Origin of the sequence: Peptoniphilus ovalis, assembly GCF_018919265.1 — a bacterium.
In the GTDB taxonomy this organism is placed as follows: domain Bacteria; phylum Bacillota; class Clostridia; order Tissierellales; family Peptoniphilaceae; genus Peptoniphilus_A; species Peptoniphilus_A ovalis.
On the sequence record NZ_JAHLQO010000002.1, the window covers coordinates 175,208 to 196,703 of the forward strand.

25 protein-coding genes and 2 pseudogenes are annotated in these 21,496 nt (G+C 30.9%); all 27 read left to right on the forward strand.

Translation table 11 applies throughout. The features are described 5' to 3' along the window. Nucleotides 1-51 precede the first annotated feature (51 nt). The 27 genes and pseudogenes from KQI68_RS03065 to KQI68_RS03195 all read left to right on the forward strand — a co-directional run bounded on the left by KQI68_RS03065 (nt 52) and on the right by KQI68_RS03195 (nt 21,488). Complete coding sequence (locus tag KQI68_RS03065) at nt 52-1,644, forward strand: sugar ABC transporter ATP-binding protein (protein ID WP_216548660.1); 1,593 nt, start codon at nt 52-54, stop codon at nt 1,642-1,644. Next, nucleotides 1,637-2,713, forward strand: a complete 1,077-nt coding sequence (locus tag KQI68_RS03070) for an ABC transporter permease subunit (protein WP_216548661.1) — start codon at nt 1,637-1,639, stop codon at nt 2,711-2,713. Before KQI68_RS03065 ends, KQI68_RS03070 begins: the two co-directional genes overlap by 8 nt. Beyond that, nucleotides 2,706-3,833: an ABC transporter permease subunit gene (locus KQI68_RS03075; protein ID WP_216548662.1), complete on the forward strand. Its 1,128-nt coding sequence runs from the start codon at nt 2,706-2,708 to the stop codon at nt 3,831-3,833. Before KQI68_RS03070 ends, KQI68_RS03075 begins: the two co-directional genes overlap by 8 nt. Nucleotides 3,834-4,276: 443 nt before the next feature. Beyond that, nucleotides 4,277-4,399 (forward strand): CD1871A family CXXC motif-containing protein, encoded by a 123-nt coding sequence (locus tag KQI68_RS03080; RefSeq protein ID WP_425516607.1) that lies wholly within the window; start codon nt 4,277-4,279, stop codon nt 4,397-4,399. Further along, nucleotides 4,392-5,270: a 4Fe-4S binding protein gene (locus tag KQI68_RS03085; RefSeq protein ID WP_216548664.1), complete on the forward strand. Its 879-nt coding sequence runs from the start codon at nt 4,392-4,394 to the stop codon at nt 5,268-5,270. Before KQI68_RS03080 ends, KQI68_RS03085 begins: the two co-directional genes overlap by 8 nt. Next, nucleotides 5,254-5,820, forward strand: a complete 567-nt coding sequence (locus KQI68_RS03090) for a TlpA family protein disulfide reductase (protein WP_216548665.1) — start codon at nt 5,254-5,256, stop codon at nt 5,818-5,820. Before KQI68_RS03085 ends, KQI68_RS03090 begins: the two co-directional genes overlap by 17 nt. A 390-nt stretch (nt 5,821-6,210) precedes the next feature. Beyond that, the gene (locus KQI68_RS03095) at nt 6,211-7,299 is read left to right on the forward strand and encodes a hypothetical protein (protein ID WP_216548666.1); all 1,089 of its coding nucleotides are present in this window, start codon (nt 6,211-6,213) and stop codon (nt 7,297-7,299) included. After that, entirely contained in the window at nt 7,299-7,562 is a 264-nt protein-coding gene (locus KQI68_RS03100; RefSeq protein ID WP_216548667.1) for a hypothetical protein, read from the forward strand. Before KQI68_RS03095 ends, KQI68_RS03100 begins: the two co-directional genes overlap by 1 nt. Nucleotides 7,563-7,570: 8 nt before the next feature. Continuing rightward, nucleotides 7,571-7,864, forward strand: a pseudogene (locus KQI68_RS03105) (BMC domain-containing protein); the annotation flags it as partial. Nucleotides 7,865-7,900: 36 nt separating this feature from the next. Then, nucleotides 7,901-8,176: pseudogene (locus KQI68_RS03110) on the forward strand (BMC domain-containing protein); the annotation flags it as partial. Between the two features lie 11 nt (nt 8,177-8,187). Further along, nucleotides 8,188-9,627 (forward strand): aldehyde dehydrogenase family protein, encoded by a 1,440-nt coding sequence (locus KQI68_RS03115; protein ID WP_216548668.1) that lies wholly within the window; start codon nt 8,188-8,190, stop codon nt 9,625-9,627. 8 nt (nt 9,628-9,635) lie between these two features. Continuing rightward, nucleotides 9,636-12,176, forward strand: coding sequence for a choline trimethylamine-lyase (cutC, locus tag KQI68_RS03120; RefSeq protein ID WP_216548669.1), 2,541 nt, complete (start codon nt 9,636-9,638; stop codon nt 12,174-12,176). Between the two features lie 18 nt (nt 12,177-12,194). Continuing rightward, nucleotides 12,195-13,145 (forward strand): choline TMA-lyase-activating enzyme, encoded by a 951-nt coding sequence (gene cutD, locus KQI68_RS03125; protein ID WP_216548670.1) that lies wholly within the window; start codon nt 12,195-12,197, stop codon nt 13,143-13,145. Nucleotides 13,146-13,154: 9 nt separating this feature from the next. After that, a complete protein-coding gene (locus KQI68_RS03130; protein WP_216548671.1) occupies nt 13,155-13,490 on the forward strand; it encodes a BMC domain-containing protein in 336 nt (111 codons plus the stop codon). Next, nucleotides 13,487-13,942 (forward strand): EutP/PduV family microcompartment system protein, encoded by a 456-nt coding sequence (locus KQI68_RS03135; RefSeq protein WP_216548672.1) that lies wholly within the window; start codon nt 13,487-13,489, stop codon nt 13,940-13,942. The genes KQI68_RS03130 and KQI68_RS03135 overlap by 4 nt, the downstream gene beginning before the upstream one ends. Beyond that, nucleotides 13,926-14,459, forward strand: coding sequence for a hypothetical protein (locus KQI68_RS03140; RefSeq protein ID WP_216548673.1), 534 nt, complete (start codon nt 13,926-13,928; stop codon nt 14,457-14,459). Before KQI68_RS03135 ends, KQI68_RS03140 begins: the two co-directional genes overlap by 17 nt. After that, entirely contained in the window at nt 14,443-15,282 is an 840-nt protein-coding gene (gene eutJ, locus KQI68_RS03145) for an ethanolamine utilization protein EutJ (RefSeq protein WP_216548674.1), read from the forward strand. Before KQI68_RS03140 ends, eutJ begins: the two co-directional genes overlap by 17 nt. Next, a complete protein-coding gene (locus KQI68_RS03150) occupies nt 15,282-15,572 on the forward strand; it encodes a BMC domain-containing protein (protein ID WP_216548675.1) in 291 nt (96 codons plus the stop codon). The genes eutJ and KQI68_RS03150 overlap by 1 nt, the downstream gene beginning before the upstream one ends. Beyond that, a complete protein-coding gene (locus KQI68_RS03155) occupies nt 15,566-15,832 on the forward strand; it encodes a EutN/CcmL family microcompartment protein (protein ID WP_216548676.1) in 267 nt (88 codons plus the stop codon). The genes KQI68_RS03150 and KQI68_RS03155 overlap by 7 nt, the downstream gene beginning before the upstream one ends. 14 nt (nt 15,833-15,846) lie before the next feature. Further along, on the forward strand, nt 15,847-16,164 hold the full coding sequence (locus KQI68_RS03160; protein ID WP_216548677.1) for a cupin domain-containing protein: 318 nt from the start codon (nt 15,847-15,849) through the stop codon (nt 16,162-16,164). A gap of 11 nt (nt 16,165-16,175) precedes the next feature. After that, a complete protein-coding gene (gene pduL, locus KQI68_RS03165) occupies nt 16,176-16,724 on the forward strand; it encodes a phosphate propanoyltransferase (protein ID WP_343221650.1) in 549 nt (182 codons plus the stop codon). 172 nt (nt 16,725-16,896) lie between these two features. Further along, on the forward strand, nt 16,897-17,178 hold the full coding sequence (locus tag KQI68_RS03170; RefSeq protein ID WP_216548780.1) for a BMC domain-containing protein: 282 nt from the start codon (nt 16,897-16,899) through the stop codon (nt 17,176-17,178). Nucleotides 17,179-17,212: 34 nt separating this feature from the next. Beyond that, a complete protein-coding gene (locus KQI68_RS03175; protein WP_216548678.1) occupies nt 17,213-18,844 on the forward strand; it encodes an acetaldehyde dehydrogenase (acetylating) in 1,632 nt (543 codons plus the stop codon). A 28-nt stretch (nt 18,845-18,872) separates the two neighbouring features. Continuing rightward, nucleotides 18,873-19,148, forward strand: a complete 276-nt coding sequence (gene eutM, locus KQI68_RS03180) for an ethanolamine utilization microcompartment protein EutM (protein WP_216548679.1) — start codon at nt 18,873-18,875, stop codon at nt 19,146-19,148. Between the two features lie 9 nt (nt 19,149-19,157). Further along, a complete protein-coding gene (locus tag KQI68_RS03185; RefSeq protein ID WP_216548680.1) occupies nt 19,158-19,949 on the forward strand; it encodes a tetratricopeptide repeat protein in 792 nt (263 codons plus the stop codon). Continuing rightward, nucleotides 19,946-20,857: a DUF4037 domain-containing protein gene (locus KQI68_RS03190; RefSeq protein ID WP_216548681.1), complete on the forward strand. Its 912-nt coding sequence runs from the start codon at nt 19,946-19,948 to the stop codon at nt 20,855-20,857. The genes KQI68_RS03185 and KQI68_RS03190 overlap by 4 nt, the downstream gene beginning before the upstream one ends. Further along, complete coding sequence (locus tag KQI68_RS03195; protein WP_216548682.1) at nt 20,850-21,488, forward strand: DUF4125 family protein; 639 nt, start codon at nt 20,850-20,852, stop codon at nt 21,486-21,488. The genes KQI68_RS03190 and KQI68_RS03195 overlap by 8 nt, the downstream gene beginning before the upstream one ends. Nucleotides 21,489-21,496 lie beyond the last annotated feature (8 nt).

A 21,496-nucleotide genomic window follows, 5' to 3' on the forward strand; every position in this document is an offset into this window, starting at 1 on the left:
AGATCAACGGTATTTTTCCGTTGATTTTAATTTTATCATGGAGGGATTTTTTTGACAGAACTACTCGAAGTCAAAAATGTCAGCAAAAGCTTTGGCGAAAACTCTGTATTAAAAGATGTTAACTTTTCTCTCAATAAGGGAGAAATTTTAGGACTTGTCGGCGAAAATGGTGCTGGCAAGTCAACACTTATGAATATAATCTTCGGAATGGAAGTTATAGCAAATACAGGTGGATACAATGGCGAAATTTATTTTGACGGCAAATTAATTGACTTTAAAAATCCAATAGATGCTTTAAATGCTGGTATAGGAATGGTTCACCAGGAATTTAGTTTGATTCCAGGTTTTACCGTTGCCGAAAATATTACACTTGATATGGAAAAAACTAAATCATCTGTAGTATCTAAGGTTTTTGGAAAGAAACTTGAAAGTATTGATTCTAAAGAAAATATTAGAATCGCTGGAGATTCTCTAGACACTTTAGAAGTATCCATTGATCCAAATGGACTTGTTTCTGAAATGCCCGTAGGTCACAAGCAATTTATTGAAATAGCAAGAGAAATTACAAGAGATGATGTAAAACTTATTATAATGGACGAGCCAACTGCAGTTCTTACTGAAACTGAGGCTAACAGTTTAATGTCTGCACTTCAAAAATTATCTAGTATTGGTATCTCAATTATTTTTATATCTCATAGACTTCGTGAAATCACATCTATATGCGATCAAGTTGTTGTTCTAAGAGATGGAGAAATCATTGAAGATAGAAGAAATGAAAATCTTTCAATTGAAGATATTGCTAGATGGATGGTTGGAAGAGCTGATAGTTCAAGTAAAACTAGGGAAGATATTGCTAAGAAAGAGCTAGACCAAAATGATACTATCATGGATATTGAGCATTTATGGGTTGATATGCCGGGTGAAGCGATTTATGATGTCAATCTTTCTATAATTAGAGGAGAAATCCTAGGAATTGCTGGACTTGCTGGTCAAGGTAAACTTGGTATACCTAATGGAATACTAGGCACTTATCCAGTTGGTGGTAGAATTATTTTTAATGGTGAAGAATTACAACTTGGTAATACATTAGAAATTCTAAAGAAGAAAATTGCATTTGTATCTGAAGACAGAAGAGGCGTTGGACTGCTACTTGAAGAGCCAATTTTCTGGAACATTTCCTTTAATGCAATGCAAGTTCAAGAAAAATTCATTAAAAATATTTTAGGATTTAAATTTAGAGATGAAGCACAAATGAGAAAAGTTTCTGATGATTATGTAAAGTCTCTTGCAATAAAAACAACAAGTTCAGACCAAAAGGCTGGACAATTATCAGGTGGTAATCAGCAAAAGGTTTGTCTTGCAAAGGCCTTTGCAATGGATCCTGATTTATTATTTGTATCAGAACCTACAAGAGGTATTGATATAGGAGCAAAAGAACTTGTTCTTGAAGCTTTAAAGAAATCAAATAGAGAAGATAACACAACAGTAGTTATGGTTTCTTCAGAGCTTGAGGAACTTAGAAGTATATGTGATAGAATTGCTGTTATTTGTGAAGGAAGAATTGCTGGAATACTTCCTCCAGATGCAAGTGCAGAAAAATTTGGACTTCTAATGAGTGGTGAAAAGGAGGTATCTAATGTCTAAAAATAAAAGCATAATTGATAAAATTGGGGTACCTCGTCTTATAATTGGACTATTCTTATTGGCACTATTTATTGCCGCTCCAATTGCAGGAGTTTCACTTAAAGACTCTGTAGAAAATGTGTTGGCAAGATTTGGGATGTTCTCAATACTTGTTTTATCACTTGTTCCAATGGTTCAATCAGGATGTGGACTTAACTTTGGTATTCCAATTGGTGTAGTAGCCGGAATCCTTGGCGGAGTTACTTCTATTGAATTTGGATTTAAAGGATACATGGGTATTCTTGTAGCAATTTTATTTGCAATTGTAATCGCAACAGTTTTCGGAGCTTTATATGGATTTTTATTAAATAGAATTAAGGGCGATGAAATGCTTATCTCAACTTATGTTGGTTATTCATTTACAGCATTTATGTGTATTATGTATTTAGTGCTTCCTTATAAGAATCCAGTTTCAGTTTTAAGTTATAGTGGTAGAGGACTTTCTCAACAAGTTCCTGTTGCTGACTATTGGATGCAGTCAAAGGTATTAGAAGATGGAACTAGAGTGACAGCTGGTATTCTAGATAATTTATTTAGTTTTAAAATAGCTGGTGTTAGTATTCCAGTGGGAATGTATTTAATATTTGCAATTATTGCACTATTAGTTTGGGCATTCTTTAAAACAAAAACAGGTACAGCTATGACGGCAGTAGGTTCTAATGATAACTACGCAAGAGCAGCTGGTATTCACATCAATAAGGTTAGACTTGTTTCTGTAATTTTATCTACTATTATCGCAGCTATTGGTATTATCATTTATCAACAATCATATGGATTTATTCAACTATACCAAGCTCCACTATCTTTTACATTCCAAACAGTTGCAGCACTTTTAATTGGTGGTGCAAGTATTAATAAGGCATCAATACCTAATGTAATAATAGGTACATTTTTATTCCAAGGCGTAATCACACTTACTCCTACTGTAATCAATGGTGCATTAAATATTGATATTTCTGAAATCTTAAGAATGATAATAACTAACGGAATGATTATTTACGCACTAACAAGGAGGAGCAAAGATGAATAATAAATTTAACGCAAAAGAATTTTTATACAGATTTATGGTTCCTATACTATTTATTATGATAGTTGTTGCAGGTATTGCAATTGCAAAACCACCACTATCATTTATTACTAATGAGCTTTCAAAGAGAATGATAAGAAATACATTCCTTGTGCTTTCTCTAATCATTCCAATTATTGCAGGAATGGGAATTAACTTCGGTATTCCTCTTGGTGCAATGGCTGGACAAATAGGAATTATATTTGCTCAAGACTGGGGATTTAGTGGTGCAACTGGACTTATTATTGCAGCACTTATAGGAACTCCAATTGCAGTATTACTTGGACAATTTTCAGGAAGAGTTTTAAATAGAGCAAGAGGTAGAGAAATGATTACATCAATGATGCTTGCATTCTTTATCCTTGGATGGTATATGCTTTTCCTATTGTATTTCTGTGGAACATTAATTCCAATGAGAACTAAATCCATGGTACTTTCACAAGGTTATGGTATTAAAAACTCCATTACACTTGCGAGTGCACAAGGATTTGACAATATTTTAAAATTTAGAATTAACATTCCAATAACAGCTAAGCATCAAATACTTTTTGACATACCAGTTGTTACAATATTAATAATTGCAGCACTTTGTGTATTTATAGTATGGTTTAGAAATACAAAACTTGGACACGATATGAAAGCAGTTGGTCAAGATCAATTCGTAGCATCAAATGCTGGTATGAATTCTGACAAAATTAGAATTGCATCAATTGTAATGTCAACAGTTCTAGCATGTTATGGTCAAATTATCTATCTACAAAATATTGGAACACTTGCAACTTATGCAGGTCAAGACCAAGCAGCACTTTATGCAGCGGCTTCAATCCTTGTAGGGGGAGCCAGTGTATCTAAGGCATCAATTCCTAACGTAATACTTGGAACAGCACTTTTCCACTTAATGTTTATTATTCTTCCGCAAGCGGGAAGAGTACTAACAGGAGATGCAATGATGGGAGAATATTTCAGAACATTTATCTCCTACGGAGTTGTAACTCTTGCACTTATCCTTCATGCTTTTGAAAGAAAGAGAGAGCTTGAAGCAAATAGACTTAAGATGAGAGAAGAAAAAATGACAGAAAAATAATTTTTTAGACCCTGACCATTAGGTTAGGGTCTTTTTAATGGTAGCAAAAATCGTGATAAGTCACGATTTTTGTGGTCTTCACAATGAAAGCGACCAAAGGGAAGCTTGATTTGATGAAGAACCTTGAAGTAGAGGGACAGTCCCAATTCAGATAAAATTATTAATAAAAGCAATATAAAAAATAAATAATTTATCTATATAAAGAAATACGGGATACCCACAGGGCACGCAGCAGTCCCAAATTTTAAAGGAGTCGGAAACGCCATGGAAAACTTTTTAGGTATTTTTTCAAGTAGAAAATATAAAAACTTATATAAAAATTAAAAATTCATCAAAATAATTTAAAAATAATTTTTATAGCTATTTTCTTAACAGAATCTTTATACCTAATCTGATATAATTTCATTCGAGGTGAGATGATGAAAAATATTATTGAAAGAAAAATGAGCTATATTGCTCTTGTACTATCAATTGTATTTATTCTTTTCGGAGCGTATAGATCAGAAGTGGATACAGTTCTAGGAAAAGCAGTTAAAATTTGTTTGGAGTGCATAGGAATTGGATAAAATTTTTAGTTTTTTAAGAAGCAAGAGAAATTTTGTACAGGGAATTTTTGCTCTTATAACAAATGGAAAGCTAGATAATTTTTTAAAGGGAAATATTTACACTGGAAAATTAAAATCAGTTTGCGTGCCAGGACTTAATTGCTATTCATGTCCAGGCGCACTTGGGTCATGTCCAATAGGAAGCTTTCAAGCAGTTGTAGGTTCAAGTAAATACAATTTTTCATATTATATTACAGGACTACTTCTCTTTTTTGGAACAATATTTGGCAGACTAATCTGTGGATTTCTATGTCCCTTTGGATTTTTTCAAGATTTAGTTCATAAAATTCCTTCAAAAAAATTCAGCACAAAGAGATTTAAGTTATTAAAATACCTTAAATATATAATATTGGTTTTAGTTGTGTGGATTTTTGGAATGATTTTTACAGACAATCTTAAAATTGCATCTCCATATTTTTGCAAATATATATGTCCTCAAGGAATACTTGAAGGAGCAATACCTCTTTCAATTGCAAATAGTGGAATAAGAGCAATCCTTGGAAAATTATTTACCTTTAAATTTACAATTCTTTTAATAATTACAATTTCATCAATATTTATCTACAGACCATTTTGTAAATTTCTTTGCCCACTGGGAGCATTTTACGCGCTGACAAATAAATTCTCCTTCTATCAATACTATGTGTCAGAAAATAAATGCATATCCTGTGGAAAGTGTAAGAGAACTTGCAAAATGGATGTGGATATCACAAAATGTCAAAAAGATTTAGAATGCATAAGATGTGGAGAATGTATAAAAGCATGCCCAACAAATGCAATTTCAACTTCTTTTAAAAATAATGCGGAGGATGTAAATGAAGAATATGTTTAAGAAATTAAGTATTTTAATGGCTATATGTTTTTTAGCAATGAGTTTTGCAGCTTGCTCAAAGGAAAAGTCAGAAGATACTGCAAGTACAGACAATAAATTCCCAAGCTTTACTGGAGTTGACATGAATGGTAACAAAGTTAATGAAGAAATATTTAAAGACCATGCTGTTACAGTTGTCAATATGTGGTTTACAGGTTGTAAGGCTTGTATTATGGAAATGCCAGATTTAGAAAAGAAAAGTAAAGAATGGAAAGAAAAAGACGTAAATCTTTTAGGGATTTGTGCAGACATTCAAGATAATGAAGAAATTAGAAATGAAGCTAAAAAAATTCTAGCATCAAAGGGAGTTACTTATACAAATATTTCTCTTGACAATGGAGAAGAAATAGATAAGTTTATGACAGGTATTACAACTTTTCCATCTACTTTTCTAGTTGATAGAAATGGTAATATAATTGGAGATCCAATTCTTGGAACTATTAATGGAGAAAAAGCTTCAAAAGAAATTGAAAAAAGAATAGATGAAATAATTGCAAATGACAAGAAATAAATCTATATAATACAAAATTTATTTCTAAATAATTTCATCAAAAATTTACCACTCTAAAATCCATAGAGTGGTTTTTATTTATTAGTTAGCATGCTTATAGGGCATGTTTTTTATTTGTCATAAATAATTTTTCTTGAAATAACTAAAAATACACTAAATATGTATATTTTAATCAATGAAAAAACTTTGACCCAAGGAAATAGTTTTTGTTGATACTACGATAAAGTAAAAGTATTTATAAAATACAAAATATCAAAAGAATGGCATAATTTAGCTTATATTAAAAAATAAAAAATTTTTATAAAATTACATATTGACTTTGACATTGGGTCAAATAATAGAATACACATAAAGAAAATGTTTGCAACTTTGCAGATTTAGGAGGTAGTTATGGAGAAGGTTGTAAATCAAGATTACGTAACCCAGGCTGATATTGCCAAAAAAGAATTAGATAGTACATATTTTAAAAAGGGCATAAGCATAGGTATTCAATCAGGAGTAACTTATGGTTTATATACTGCTTTTGTTACAACTGCAACGGCTTATGGAGTGTGGGCTGGATGGTATGGAGAAAATTCTCCACTTTCAGCAATGGCTATAGCATTTATTCTTGGAACTCTTGCCACAGGAATAAATGATTTAATTTCAGCTTTTTGGGCTTTAGGAAATGCTCTTATTAAAGGAAAGTTTGAAGATTTCATTAAGACTTTAAAAACAAAGCCAGGTTTAATAATGGTATTTGCGGCTATTATAGGAGCACCTATAGCAGGGGTTGCTTATGTAATTGCAGTAGTTGCTGGTGGTCCAGTGGTTATTCCTATAGCAGGACTTAATGTATCAATTGGAGCAATTTTAGGAAGAATAATTTTTAAACAAAAGCTTGAACCAAGAACTATACTAGGCATTGTTATTTGTTTTATAGCGAGTGCAATTATAGGCATCTCTGGTTTATCTGGAGAAATAAAACCAAGTATGGTACTTGGAATGATTATGGCATTTATTGCAGCTTTTGGGTGGGGTTTAGAAGGAACTATCGCAGGTTTTGGAACTGCAATGATAGATTCAGAGATTGGTATAGCAATTCGTCAAACAACTAGTACAGTATTTAACTTCTTAATAGTTTTACCAATTCTTGGAATCATTGAAGGAAGTGGAATTTCACTTATAGCTAATCTTTCAATCTCAGCACTTACAGACAAGACAATTTTAATATTTGTAATTAGTGGATTATTTACATTTTTAACATTTAACACTTGGTATAAGGGTAATTCAATGTGTGGAACAGCACTAGGAATGGCACTTAATGGAACATATGCATTCTTTGGACCTTTCTTTTGTTGGATTATTCTAGGAGTTATATTAAAAAATCCTGGATATGAATTAGCACCTACTACATGGCTTGCATCATTACTTATGGCATTTGGTATTTTTATAATGAGTGTTAATCCTCTAGATTATATTAAAAAGGGGGACAAATAATGAGAAGACCATTAAATTATGAAATATTAAAATATTTCACAACTCATGACAAAGTTTCACCAAAAGAAATTTACAATTCTATTTATGATGAGTTTAAAGATCACAAAGCTTTTAAACTTAGTATCATCACAGAATCTCTAATGACAGCTAAGGAAAATGGATTAATAAATGAAGACGGTTATGATTTAGTAAATGATGAATTAGTTGTGTATTATAGCGCGACTGAAGAACAAAAAGAAACCATTAATTCATATATAAAATAGGAGGTCTTATGAGATATTTAGGAAATGAAGCGGCAGGCTTAGTAGAAACACTAGGAATGCTTCCTGCAATAGAAGCAGCAGATAAAATGTTAAAAGCTGCAGATGTAGAACTTGTATCCTATGAAAATGTTGGATCCACTCTTGTTACAGTAATGGTAAAAGGAGATATTGCAGCAGTTGAGGCAGCAGTAGCCTCTGGAGCAGAATCAGCAAAAAAAATTGGAAAAGTTACAGCAAAAAATGTAATGAAAAGACCAGTAAAAGCAGTAGCAGATGTATTATCAGTTCACGGCATTGAAGAAGTAGATGAAAATTACAAAATAAGTGCTATAGGTGGTATAGAAACTTTTGGACTTGTATTTGTATTAGAAGCTGTTGATGCGATGATTAAAGCTGCAGATGTAGAATTTATTGGTTATGAAAATGTGGCAAGTGGATATATATCAATGCTTGTAAAGGGCGATGTAGCTGCAGTTCAGTCAGCAGTAGAAGCTGGAGAGAAAGCTGTAAAGAATATGGGAGCAGAAATTTATTCTAAACTTGTTATACCAAGTCCTCATAGAGATTTATATAGCATTACAAACAGATACAGCATAGATAATTTACTTCCATAAAGGGGGGAATTATGAAAATAATTGATTATGATCTTTTGTCTCTCCAAGAAGCGAGAATTTTGATAGAAGATGCAGTCATAGCTAGAGATAGTTTAAAAGAATTTAAAGATGAACAAATAGAATCTTTAAAGGAAACTATAAAGGCTTATATGAAGGCAAATCTAAAAAATTTAACTCACTTAGCATATGAAGAGAGTTGTTATGGAAATGAAAATGACGAGTATTTAATTACAGATTTTTATATTGAAAATATAGATAATGAGTTGACGAATTTTCCAAGGGTATTTGATGTTATAAATTCTGAAAACACAAATGAAGTATTTGTAGCACTTCCTAAGGGAATAACACTTTCCTATATAGCTCCGTCTTTAAGTGTACTTACAACATTTCAAATAATATACTTAGCTCTTCATACAAGAAATCCAGTAATATTTGTAGCAAATAAAAAAGTTAAAAATACAATAATTAAAATGGTAGAAGACATAGCAGAAATTTGCTATGAAAACTTATATATAAGAAATGTAGTTTCAATCCTAAAAATTAATTCAGAGCTTTCAAACGAGACTCTTGTAGAAAGCGAAGAAATCTCTCTAATAATTGAAAATATATTAAGTGATGAAAAGTTAAAAATTAATAACAAAAATGCAGATCATTTTCTAGCAGAAATGGGAAATAATATAGTTTTCATTGATAAAAGTGCAGACTTAAAGAAAGTTTCTAATGAAATAATTAGAAGTAAAAGCTTTAATAATGGCTTACTACCAGGAGTTGAACAAGCAATTGTAGTAGACAGTGAAGTTTATGATGAGGCGAAAAATTATTTTATAAATAATGGAGCTTATTTTTTAACAAAAGATGAACATATAAAGCTTCAAAAAATAATTTATGATGAGAATTTAAAAATCAGGAGAGAATTAATTGGTAGAAGTGCTAAGGAACTTCTAGATATGGCAAAGATAAAAACCAATGAAGATATAAAAGTTCTAGTGGTGACTAAGCCATATGTATCAATAAACTCACCATATTCTAAAGAAAAATATCATCCGATATTATCTATGTATATTGAAGATGATTGGTTAAATGCTTGTGAAAAATGTGTTGAGCTTATTCTAAATGATGAAAAGGGACAAAGTCTATCAATATATTCAAATGATAGTTATGTAATTGAACAATTTATAGAAAAAAAACCTGTTGCAAGAGTTTTAGTTAACACGTCTACAGGATTTGGAACAGTTGGACTAACTTCCAACTTACCACTTAGTTTTATAGTGACTAGTAGACAGATAACTGGTCAGAAATCAACAAGTTTAAATCCAAATCATTTCATTAGATATAAGCAAATTGCAATGGAAAATGGCAATAGATCAAATAATTTTGATGATTTTATAAAAAAATTAGACAAAGAAAGTAGTTTATTTAAACAAGTTATTAAAAATATAAAAGATAGTTAGGAGAAATTATGGACTTAAAAGAATTTTCAAAAAAACTAGCTAAAGCTACTGAACATATGACAGAAGAAGAAAGAAGAAATCTTCGAAATATGTTTGAAAAAGTAACAAATAGCTTATCAGAAGAAAAAGTTTCATCAATATGTCATGATGAATCTTGTGGAACAGAAATACCAGACGGACCAACACAAAGACATGTGGCACTAAAAGAAAATTTCTTAAAGCAAGTTCCTGCCATTACTCTACATAGAGCAAAAATTGTAACAGAACTTGCAAAAGAAAATCCAGGTATGCCAAAGATTGTTTTAAGAGCAAAATCATTTAAGAAATGTTGTGAAACAGCACCACTTGTAATTCAAGACAATGAACTTATTGTCGGAGCACCTTGTGGAGCACCAAGAAGTGGAGCATTCTCACCAGATATTTCTTGGAGATGGTTAAGAGATGAACTTGACACAATAGCTACAAGACCACAAGATCCATTCTACATCTCAGAAGAAGACAAAAGATATTGTAGAGAAGTTTTATTCCCATATTGGGAAGGAAGATCATTAGACGAAACTTGTGAAGCAAAGTATAGAGATGCAGGAGTTTGGGAATTATCAGGTGAATCATTTGTATCAGATTGTTCATATCACCAAGTAAATGGTGGTGGAGATTCAAATCCTGGATACGATGTAATTTTAATGAAAAAAGGAATGCTTGATATTCAAAATGAAGCAAAAGAACATTTAGAAAAACTTGATTATTCAAATCCAGAAGATATCGACAAAATCTATTTCTATAAATCAGTAGTAGACACAACTGAAGGGGTTATGATTTATGCGAGAAGAATGAGTGAATATGCTAGAGAACTTGCAGCTAAAGAATCTAATCCAAAAAGAAAAAGAGAACTTGAAAAAATTGCTGAAGTTAACGCATATGTACCAGCACATAAACCAAGAACTTTCTGGGAAGCAATTCAATCAGTATTCACAATTGAATCCCTTTTAGTTGTTGAAGAAAATCAAACTGGTATGTCAATTGGTAGAGTTGACCAATATATGTATCCATTCTACAAGGCTGATATTGAGTCTGGAAGAATGAATGATTATGAAGCATTTGATCTTGCAGGATGTATGCTTATTAAGATGAGTGAAATGATGTGGATAACAAGTGAAGGTTCTTCAAAATTCTTCGCAGGATACCAACCATTTGTAAATATGACAATTGGCGGTGTTACAAGAGAAGGAAAAGATGCTACAAATGACTTAACTTATCTATTAATGGATGCAGTAAGACATGTAAAAATTTATCAACCATCACTTGCAACAAGAATTCACAACAAATCACCAGAAAAATATTTAAGAAAAATAGTAGATGTTGTAAGAAGTGGAATGGGATTCCCTGCATGTCACTTTGACGATACTCACATTAAGATGATGCTTGCTAAGGGTGTAAGTGTAGAAGATGCAAGAGACTACTGTATGATGGGTTGCGTTGAACCACAAAAATCAGGAAGACTTTATCAATGGACTTCAACATCTTATACTCAATGGCCAATAGCAATTGAACTTGTATTAAATCACGGTGTTCCACTATGGTATGGAAAACAAGTTACACCAGATTTAGGAGATTTATCTCAATACAAAACATATGAAGAATTTGAAAAAGCAGTTAAAGAACAAATCTCATATATTACAAAACTTACAGCAGCTGCAACTACTATTTCTCAAATTTGTCACAGAGATATGGCACCAAAGCCATTAATGTCAATTATGTATGAAGGATGTATGGAATCAGGAAAAGATGTATCAGCAGGTGGAGCAATGTATAACTTCGGACCAGGAGTTGTATGGTCAGGACTTGCAACATATGCAGATTCAATGGCAGCCATCAAAAAACTTGTATTTGATGATAAAAAATATACACTTGATGAACTTAACACAGCACTTAAAGCAGAATTTAAGGGATATGAACAAATTAAAAGAGATTGTCTAGATGCTCCAAAATATGGTAATGATGATGACTACGCAGATGATATTTGTAATGATGTAATTACTTTTACTGAAAGAGAACACGCTAAGTATAAAACACTTTACTCAAGACTTTGCCACGGAACTCTTTCTATTTCAAATAATACTCCATTCGGTCAAATGACAGGTGCATCTGCAAATGGACGTGATGCATGGACTCCACTTTCTGATGGTATTTCACCAACTCAAGGTGCAGATTACAAGGGACCTACTGCTATTATTAAATCAGTATCAAAAATGGCAAATGATTCAATGAACATGGGTATGGTTCACAACTTTAAGATTCAAAAAGGAATACTTGATTCTAAAGAAGGAGAAAACGCACTTATCACACTTCTTCGTACAGCTTGTATGTATGGAAATGGAGAAATGCAATTTAACTATCTAGACAATGAAACAATGTTAGATGCTCAAAAACATCCAGACAAACATAGAGATTTAGTAGTTCGTGTAGCTGGTTATTCTGCATTCTTCGTAGAATTATGTAAAGATGTTCAAGACGAAATCATAAGTCGTACAATGCTAGAACATTTCTAAAATCAGAAAGGATTATAAATGGACAGAGGATTAAAAGAGGCTCAACTTGAGAGAAGTGCTAGGATATTTAATGTCCAAAAGTACAATGTTCATGATGGTCCTGGAGTTAGAACATTAATATTTTTTAAAGGATGTCCTTTAAGATGTAAATGGTGTTCAAACCCAGAAGGACTTAGATATGATCATCAAGTTATGCTAAAGAGAAATGCATGTATAAATTGTGGAGCATGTGTGCCCGTATGTCCTAAAAATATTCACTATATGGATAATGGTGAACATAAAGTCCGTAGAGATATAAAATGTATAAATTGTAAAAAATGTGAAAAAGCATGTCTTCAAAATGCAATAGAAATAGTAGGGGAAGATAAAAAAATAAATGAACTTGTGGATATTGTAAATGAAGACAAAGATTTTTACAGAATGAGTGGAGGTGGACTTACTGTTGGAGGAGGCGAATGCACGAATCAAGCAGAAAGTCTAATATCTCTACTAGAAAGTGCTCATATTGAAGGAGTAAATACTGCAATAGAAACTTGCGGTTATACAGATATAGAAAAACTTAAAAAAATCAGAGAACATGTTGATTTATTTCTATTCGATATAAAGCAAATGGATCCAGTAAAACATAAGGAACTTACAGGAGTAAATAATGAAGTTATTCTAAATAATTTGAAATATTTACTAGAAAATGGATCAAAAGTCAGAGTTAGAATGCCTATATTAAAGGGAGTTAATGACAGCCACGAAGAAATAAAAGCTGTTTCAGATTTTCTTGAACCCTATAGATTTTTTAAAAACTTTGATGGAATAGACATTCTTCCTTATCACAGATATGGAGTGGGAAAATACGATCAACTTGACATGGTTTATCCAATGGAAGGAGATTTTTCTCTATCAGAAGAAGATCTAGACAATATAGAAAGTTGGATAAAAGAAGAAGGTATAAATGTAAATCTTGTTAGACACTAGGAGTATATTATGGAAAATTTACAAAGAATAATACAAGAAACTGTTCCTGGCAAGCAAATAACATTACTTCATTTAATATCTTCGCCAGATCCAAATGTAAATGACAGAATTGGTGTAGACAAGGGATCTCTTGGAATTTTGACTCTAACTCCTACAGAAAGTTCAATTATAGCAGCAGACATAGCTGCAAAGGCTGCAAGTATTGATATAGCCTTTGTAGATAGATTTAATGGTGCTGTTTTAATAAATGGAGATGTAGAAGGAGTCTTTACAGCACTTTTAGAAGTACAGAGATATTTCAAGGAAATTTTAGGATTTAATGTTTGTGAAGTAACGAAATCATGAAAAGAAAATGGGTAATTGTTGGAAAGAAAAATTCAGGAAAAACTACTGTAGCAGATTTTATAGAGGGAAAAAAAGATAAAAAATCTTCTTCATTAGATTTATACTACAGAGAAAATACTATTGAAGTTCCAAGTGAATACTTAGAGGTAAATTACTTAAATAATATAATCATCATGATTTCACAAAATCATGCAATTGGAACATTATTTATATTATCTGCAGAGGATGATGTAGTTTATCCTCCGAATTTTGGAAAGTCTTTTACTAGACCAACTGCAACAATAATTACAAAAATAGATTTAGTAAATAAAGATAAATTAGAAAAAATATATAAAAAAGCTTTAGAAATTGGAGCAAATAATATTTTTCTGATATCAAATAAGACAAGAAAAGGTCTTGTAGAACTTAATAATTTTATAAAGGATGTGAGTTTAAGTGAAGTTCATTACTGAAAATGATTTAAGAAATATTTATTTTGAAAATCCTTTTACATTCTATGAAATTAAAGAAAATACTCGCTTAACTCCTGGTGCAAGACAATTTTTAATCGATTTTAAAATTGAATTTGATAAAAATAAAAAAGTTGACAATAAAACTAATAAAAAGATCAACGAATGTTTTGAAAATAAATCATGTAAAGATATAAACTTTGCAATTAATCTCAAAGAATTTGCATATAGTATAAAAAAATTAGATGAAAATTTCGCAGAAAAATTAAATGATTATTCAAATAGATTTTATAAAAATGAAAAGATAAAATGCGAAATAAGATTTAGAGAAATTGATTTAAAAAAAATATTTTTAGAAATGAATCTAGATGATAAAAATTTAGAATTAGTTTTAAAAGTTATCAAATTTCAAGAGTTAATAAAAGATAAATACACTCGAGATAATGAAGAAATCAAATTAATATTAAATATGATAAATCTTTGGGCAATAAGGAAAATAGAGGATGGTGATAAAAATTAATTTCAAAAAAACAAATGAACTTATAGAAAAATTTGAAAAGTCAATTAAAAATCCTCAAATTGATAAGTCTAAAAAGTTATATACAGGAATTGATTTAGGAACAGCCTTTATAGTACTTGCAGTCATAGACGAAGATAAAAATCCTGTTTGTGGAGCATATGAATTTGCAAATGTAATCAAAGACGGAATGGTTGTAGATTATATTGGAGCATGTGACATAGTAAAAAAACTAAAAAAAGAAATTGAAGATAAAATTGGAGTAGAACTTTTTGATGCTGGAGTTGCAATACCTCCTAACACAGAAAGTATAGATGGTGGAGTTGTTAAAAACGTAGCTGAAGCAGCAGGTTTTAATGTTTGTGAAGTCTTTGATGAACCAACAGCAGCTAATAAGATTCTTAATTTACAAGATGGAGCTGTAGTTGATATTGGAGGTGGCACAACGGGAATCTCGATTTTAAAAAATGGAAAAGTTATAAAAGTTGTCGATGAAGCAACTGGAGGAACACATTTCTCATTAGTATTATCTGGATCAAATAAAATATCTTTTGAAGATGCTGAGCTTTTAAAGAGAGATTTCAAAAGGCATAAGGAAATTTTTCCAATATTAAAGCCAGTTATAGACAAGATAATTTCAATAATAAATAGAGCCATTGATGGCACAGATGTTAATGAAATAATTCTTGTCGGTGGATCAGCACTTCTAGAAAATATAGAAAGCTATATTGAAGAAAATATTAAAATAAAAACTCTAAAACCTAAAAATCCAATGTTTGTAATTCCTCTTGGAATTGCTATAGGAATTGCAAAGAAGGGTGAATAATGGATATTAAACTTATAAAAGCACCTGGAGAAAACACGCTAAGAATTATTAGCGAAAGAAGCAGGTATAAAATTGAAGAAAACCCAGGAGCAATAGGACTTGTACAAGGAAAGCTCATAGAAATGATTGGAGCTTGTGATATTGCTGAAAAATCCGTAGGCGTTGAAGTTTTTGATGTGAGAGGATCATGTCCGCAAAACTTTGTACTACTTGCTATAGTAGGCGATATGGAAGAAGTCAAAGTTGCTTTAGAAAATATAAAAGCTGGTGGTGATGTTAAAAAATGGTAATTGCTAAACTTGTTGGAAAAATTTGGTCAACAAGAAAATATGATTCGCTAAATGGTTTGAAATTCATGTTAGTTGAACTTACTGAGGGAATCGATAAGGGCAAGAGAATTGTAGCTGTTGATACAATTGGCGCAGGAGATGGAGAGACAGTACTAATCACTCAAGGGTCATCTGCAAGACTTGCACTAGAAGAATTTAACTCGCCACTTCCAATAGATGCTGTAATCATTGGAATAGTTGATGAAGATTGTAAATGGTAGGGAGGTATAAAAGTATGAGACTTATTACAGCAGAAGAAATCTACCGTGCAAAGGAAGAGAATAAATCTATTTATATAGATAAAGACACAATCATTACTCCTCTTGCAAGAGATATAGCAAGAGAAAACAATGTTTCCTTTGAAGAGTGTAGTAGCTGTAAAGAAGAAAAGCACAAGGAAAAAGTAGACATATGTGAAACAAAAAACTGTGCTTTATCTGAAGATGAAATTTACAATATCTTAAAAATAGGAATTGAAAACAAATTTTTGACAGAAAAAGATTTAGAAAAGCTTATTAACAAAGAGGCTGAAAAAAAACATCACTTAACATAATTCCAGTTGGAATAAGTGGTAGACATTTACATTTGACTAAGGAACATTTAGAAATACTTTTTGGAAAAGATTATGAATTAACTCCAATTAAAAACCTAACTCAACCAGGTCAATTTGCAGCTAAAGAAACAGTTACACTAGCAGGACCTAAATCAGTTATTGAAAATGTGAGAATTATAGGTCCAGTAAGAAAAGAAACTCAAGTTGAAATTCTTACATCTGACGCATTTAAGCTGGGAGTAAAGCCAGTTGTTAGACTAAGTGGAGATTTAAAAGATACACCAGGAATTACAATTATAGGAAAAAATGGAACTGTAGTTTTAAAAGAAGGTGTTATAGTTGCTCAAAGACATATTCATTTAAATGAAGAACAAGGTCGTGAGAGAAATTTAAAAAACGGAGATGTAGTAAATCTTAAAACTACAGGTATTAGATCAGCAATCCTTGAAAATGTAAGTGTAAGAGTTGGAAACAACGGTTACTTAGATTGTCACATAGACCAAGAAGAAGCAAATGCTCTAGGACTTAATTCAAAGAGCTATGTTGAAATTGTGAGGTAAATAGATGGCAGAAGAAAAAAACACTAACATTAATAAAGAAGAAGCTTCAGCAAAACCAGAACAAAAAGAAACTATAAAATCTGCAAAATCTGAAGTAAAAGAAGTAAAAGTAGAAGAAAAAACACAAAGAAGAAATACAAATAAAAAAGAAAATAAAAAGGAGATTAGAAAAATGGCACAATTAGACGCACTAGGAATGGTAGAAACAAAAGGTTTAGTAGGAAGTATTGAAGCGGCAGATGCAATGGTAAAAGCAGCAAATGTAACTTTAATCGGTAAAGAACATGTAGGTGGAGGAATTGTAACTGTAATGGTTAGAGGAGATGTAGGAGCAGTTAAAGCAGCTACAGATGCAGGTGCAGCAGCAGCACAAAGAGTTGGAGAACTTCTATCAGTTCACGTAATTCCAAGACCACATACAGAAGTAGAAAGCATTTTACCTCAAGTAAAATAATTAGACATATTTAGGGACAAGAAAGAAGGTTTATATGGCAGAATTTGATTTTGACCTTTCTTCGATTCAAGGTGCAAGAGACTTAGCTAGAAAAGGACTTGTAGCTGAAGAGAAATTAAAAAATTATACATTTGAACAAATTGACAAAATCATAAAGGCTATTGCAGAAGCTGGAGAATCACACGCAAGAGAACTTGCTGAACTTGCAGTTGAAGAAACAGGATTTGGTAAAGTTAAGGATAAAATTTATAAAAACCACATGGCTAGTGGACTTTTATATGAGCAAATAAAAAACGAACAAACTATTGGAATTATAGAAGCAGATGAAAAGACACAAACTTTAACAGTTGCAGATCCAGTGGGACTTGTAATGGGAATTGTACCATCAACTAACCCAACATCAACAGTTCTATATAATGCAATGATTGCAATTAAAGCTCGTAATCCTATAATATTCAGTCCGCATCCAAAAGCTGCAAAATGTACACTTAGAGCAATTGAAATAGTAAATGAAGCTGCTGTAAGAGCAGGAGCTCCAGAAAATATAGTTCAAGGACTTTCAAAATTATCAATGGAAGCTACAAATGAACTAATGCATTCAAAAGAAGTAAAACTTATTATTGCAACAGGTGGACCAGGAATGGTTAAAGCTGCATATAGTGCAGGTAAGCCAGCAATAGGAGTTGGAGCAGGAAATTCTCCAGCATATATAGAAAGAAGTGCAGATGTTAAAAAAGCTATTAGAAATATAATGGCATCAAAAACTTTTGATAATGGAACAATTTGTGCATCTGAACAAAGTATTATCGTTGAAAGATGCAATAGAGATGAAGTTATCAGAGAACTTAAGGCACAAGGCGCTTACTTCATGAACAAAGAAGAAACTGATAAGGTATGTAAACTTCTGTTTAAAAACGGAACTTCAATGAACGCGAACTTTGTAGGAAGATCTGCAAAAGTAATAGCAGATGCAGCTCATATAAATGTGAGTGAAAACACAAGAGTTCTAGTTGGAGAACAATATGGAGTTGGACCTGAATTCCCACTATCTTATGAAAAATTAACATCTGTATTAGGATTTTATACAGTAGAAGATTGGGAAGAAGCATGCGACCTTTCATTTAAACTTTTACAAAATGGAATAGGTCACACTATGAGTCTTCACACAGAAGATAAAGAAATTGCAAGAAAATTCTCAGTAAAACCTGCAAGTAGAATACTTATAAACACTGGTGGAACAATGGGTGGAACAGGACTTACAACTGGACTTCCAATCGCACTTACACTAGGTTGTGGAACAATGGGTGGATCAAGCGTATCTGAAAATGTTGGTCCAAAACATTTAATAAATTTAAAGAAATTAGTATATGGAATGATAGATGCAGATAAATTAGTTGAAACTGACGAATTATTTAGAAGATATCATCCAGAAGAGTTTGAAAACAATAGAACTACTAGTTTAACATTTGATAATCTTAAAGATTTTAAAGAAGATAAATTACCAGAATATAGTAATTCAAAAAATTATTTTGAATATGGCACAGGTTGTAATGTATGTAAAGACAATGAAGACGATAAAAGACCAAGTGTTACAGAAGAAGGCTTAGATTTAGAAGCATTACAAAACATGCTAGATGAGTTAGTACACGCTTTTAAGGGCGAATAATATAAATATAAAATAAAGGAGAATAAAAATGAACGAAGCATTAGGAATGGTAGAAACAAAAGGTTTAGTAGGAAGTATTGAAGCAGCAGATGCAATGGTAAAAGCAGCAAATGTAACTTTAATCGGTAAAGAACATGTAGGTGGCGGACTTGTTACTGTACTTGTAAGAGGAGATGTAGGAGCAGTTAAAGCAGCTACAGATGCAGGTGCAGCAGCAGCTCAAAGAGTTGGAGAACTTCTATCAGTTCACGTAATTCCAAGACCACATGCAGAAGTAGAAAATATTCTACCAAATGCAAAATAAGATTAAATTATGAAATATGATTTAGTAAACTTTTATGAAAATCTAAAAATAAAGTTTAGTAAATCTAGTGCTAATGAAATATTTTTATATATGATATATGAGCTTAAAGAAGCTTTAAAATTAAAAGACATTGACTCTATAATATTTATAGCAAATGAACTTGCAAGTTTTTTAAGAGTAAAGGCTGATACTAAAAACGCTTATAAAATATATAAAATCATTAAAAACTTAACAGTTAGAAAGTATGGTTGCAATTCTTCTGAATATGCAACTATACTTCTTAATCTAGCTGATGTTGATATAGTTGATAAAAACTACAATGAAGCAATTAAGAGATTAAATGAATCAGAGTCAATTTTACAAAATATAGACGATAATTATCTTTACGCAACTATGTTAAATAACAGAAGTTCTGCTTATAGAGGGATAAAAGAATATAAAAAAGCAAGAGAAGACATAGAAAAAGCTATTAAACTAGTAAATAGTAAAAGTAAAATAGCAATATCTATGATTAATTTATGTGAAGTAATGTTATTCGAAGGTAATTTTGAAGAAGCTCTTAGTGAAATAAAAAAAGTGATAAATTACTATAAATATGAAAATCCAACAGATATTCATTATGCAAATGCACTTTCAACAGCAGCAAATATTTATTTTAAATTAAAAGATTTTGATAAAAGTATAGAAAATTACAGTTTGGCTTATGATAAATTCTACGCTAAATTTGGAGAGTGTGAAATCACAAAATTATTAAAAAGAAATATACAAAATGTACATAAAGAAAGGGAAATGAGTCTATGAAGGGAATAGAAATATCTAAGAATTTCTTCAACGAATATTGTCTTCCAAAACTTAATGAAAAAGCACCACATTTATTGAATAAGATAAATGTAGGACTTGTTGGAGAAGGTTCTGAATGTTTCTTTCTTGATGATGAGATATCTAAAGATCATGACTTTGACAAGGGCTTTTCTATATTCATTGAAGAAAAATATTACAAAAAATATAGAGATGAATTAGAGGAAATTTATAAAAGTTTTTTTGATGGAAATTATGTACAAAATAGTAGAAAGGGTGTTATTTGTACTGAAGATTTCTATCAAAAATATACAAATAAAAGATATGCACCAATTTCAAATGTAGATTTCTTAAATATAAGAGAATCCTATCTTTCAGTAGCTACAAATGGAGAAATTTTCTATGGAAGAAATAATTTATTTATGAATATGAGAAAGTACTATCAGAAATTTTATCCAAAAGATGTGGTTTACAAAAAATTAGCAGCATACTTATTTCAAATGGCACAATCTGGACAATATAATTTATTTAGATCTTTAAAAAGAAAAGATGATATGGCAGTATTTTTCTCAAAAAATGAATTTATAAATGCAACATTTGGAGCACTATATTTGTTAAGCAAAAATTATATGCCATATTATAAACTTAGAAAAAGATATTTAGAGTCAAAAAATTATTATCCGACGGAATTGTTTATTGATTTAGAAAGCATTATTTATGAAAGTGATGAAGAAAAACTATATTACTTAGTAGAAAAAGTTTGTGCTTATATTTTAAATATTTTAAAAATAAGAGAAATTGTATCTACAAAAGACAGTTTTTTAGTAGCTGCAGCAGAAGATGTAACAAAAAATATAAAAGATCCAATTATTTTAAGGCTTCCAATTATGAAGGGAAATTTTAATGTATAATGTATTTGAATATATAGATGAAAATAATTTAAATAAAATATATTACAAATTTAAATTGAAAGAAAATCAATTTGAAATAATAAAAGATATTATAAATATGGAGTGGAATTTTTTTGATAAAGTGAAAGGATTACATGGAAGGGCTATATGCCAAGACAGCCCTGTAAACTTTATAATAAATAGAATGGCTCAATATTTAACATATGATGACGATATTTGTCTATGTATTCAAAGAGATTATAAAAAACATATGAGCAATGATTTTAATCCTGTATTTGGAAAATATGCAAAGATGATGCAGTTTACAGATTTAAAAAAGTATGAAGAAGTTAAAGATATACTTCCCAAAACATCTCCTGTAAAGCAATATGCACTAAAAGAAGTAAGTGAATTATTTAGTATTGGACTAGAAGATGTAGAAAGAAAATTCCCAAAAACTTCACAAAAAGCTAGACCAAGAGAATCAGTAAACAAAAGAATTTCGTCAATTGCTTATTTTATTTCTGAAATTTCCTTTTTTAATCTAAAGACAATTTGGCTTATAAAAGACTTATTAATAAGAATAAAAGCGGAAAATTTCGTAGAAAATATTTATAAAAATACATTGGAGTTAAATGATATATTGTCTTAGAAGGAGAG

Bases quoted from the DNA above. Each gene is read 5' to 3' on its own strand.
- KQI68_RS03070 (WP_216548661.1), top strand. From the start codon at position 1,637: ATGTCTAAAAATAAAAGCATAATTGATAAAATTGGGGTACCTCGTCTT.
- KQI68_RS03075 (WP_216548662.1), top strand. From the start codon at position 2,706: ATGAATAATAAATTTAACGCAAAAGAATTTTTATACAGATTTATGGTT.
- KQI68_RS03080 (WP_425516607.1), top strand. From the start codon at position 4,277: ATGAGCTATATTGCTCTTGTACTATCAATTGTATTTATTCTTTTCGGA.
- KQI68_RS03090 (WP_216548665.1), top strand. From the start codon at position 5,254: ATGAAGAATATGTTTAAGAAATTAAGTATTTTAATGGCTATATGTTTT.
- KQI68_RS03095 (WP_216548666.1), top strand. From the start codon at position 6,211: ATGGAGAAGGTTGTAAATCAAGATTACGTAACCCAGGCTGATATTGCC.
- KQI68_RS03100 (WP_216548667.1), top strand. From the start codon at position 7,299: ATGAGAAGACCATTAAATTATGAAATATTAAAATATTTCACAACTCAT.
- KQI68_RS03115 (WP_216548668.1), top strand. From the start codon at position 8,188: ATGAAAATAATTGATTATGATCTTTTGTCTCTCCAAGAAGCGAGAATT.
- cutC (WP_216548669.1), top strand. From the start codon at position 9,636: ATGGACTTAAAAGAATTTTCAAAAAAACTAGCTAAAGCTACTGAACAT.
- cutD (WP_216548670.1), top strand. From the start codon at position 12,195: ATGGACAGAGGATTAAAAGAGGCTCAACTTGAGAGAAGTGCTAGGATA.
- KQI68_RS03130 (WP_216548671.1), top strand. From the start codon at position 13,155: ATGGAAAATTTACAAAGAATAATACAAGAAACTGTTCCTGGCAAGCAA.
- KQI68_RS03135 (WP_216548672.1), top strand. From the start codon at position 13,487: ATGAAAAGAAAATGGGTAATTGTTGGAAAGAAAAATTCAGGAAAAACT.
- eutJ (WP_216548674.1), top strand. From the start codon at position 14,443: ATGGTGATAAAAATTAATTTCAAAAAAACAAATGAACTTATAGAAAAA.
- KQI68_RS03150 (WP_216548675.1), top strand. From the start codon at position 15,282: ATGGATATTAAACTTATAAAAGCACCTGGAGAAAACACGCTAAGAATT.
- KQI68_RS03155 (WP_216548676.1), top strand. From the start codon at position 15,566: ATGGTAATTGCTAAACTTGTTGGAAAAATTTGGTCAACAAGAAAATAT.
- KQI68_RS03160 (WP_216548677.1), top strand. From the start codon at position 15,847: ATGAGACTTATTACAGCAGAAGAAATCTACCGTGCAAAGGAAGAGAAT.
- KQI68_RS03170 (WP_216548780.1), top strand. From the start codon at position 16,897: ATGGCACAATTAGACGCACTAGGAATGGTAGAAACAAAAGGTTTAGTA.
- KQI68_RS03175 (WP_216548678.1), top strand. From the start codon at position 17,213: ATGGCAGAATTTGATTTTGACCTTTCTTCGATTCAAGGTGCAAGAGAC.
- eutM (WP_216548679.1), top strand. From the start codon at position 18,873: ATGAACGAAGCATTAGGAATGGTAGAAACAAAAGGTTTAGTAGGAAGT.
- KQI68_RS03185 (WP_216548680.1), top strand. From the start codon at position 19,158: ATGAAATATGATTTAGTAAACTTTTATGAAAATCTAAAAATAAAGTTT.
- KQI68_RS03190 (WP_216548681.1), top strand. From the start codon at position 19,946: ATGAAGGGAATAGAAATATCTAAGAATTTCTTCAACGAATATTGTCTT.
- KQI68_RS03195 (WP_216548682.1), top strand. From the start codon at position 20,850: ATGTATAATGTATTTGAATATATAGATGAAAATAATTTAAATAAAATA.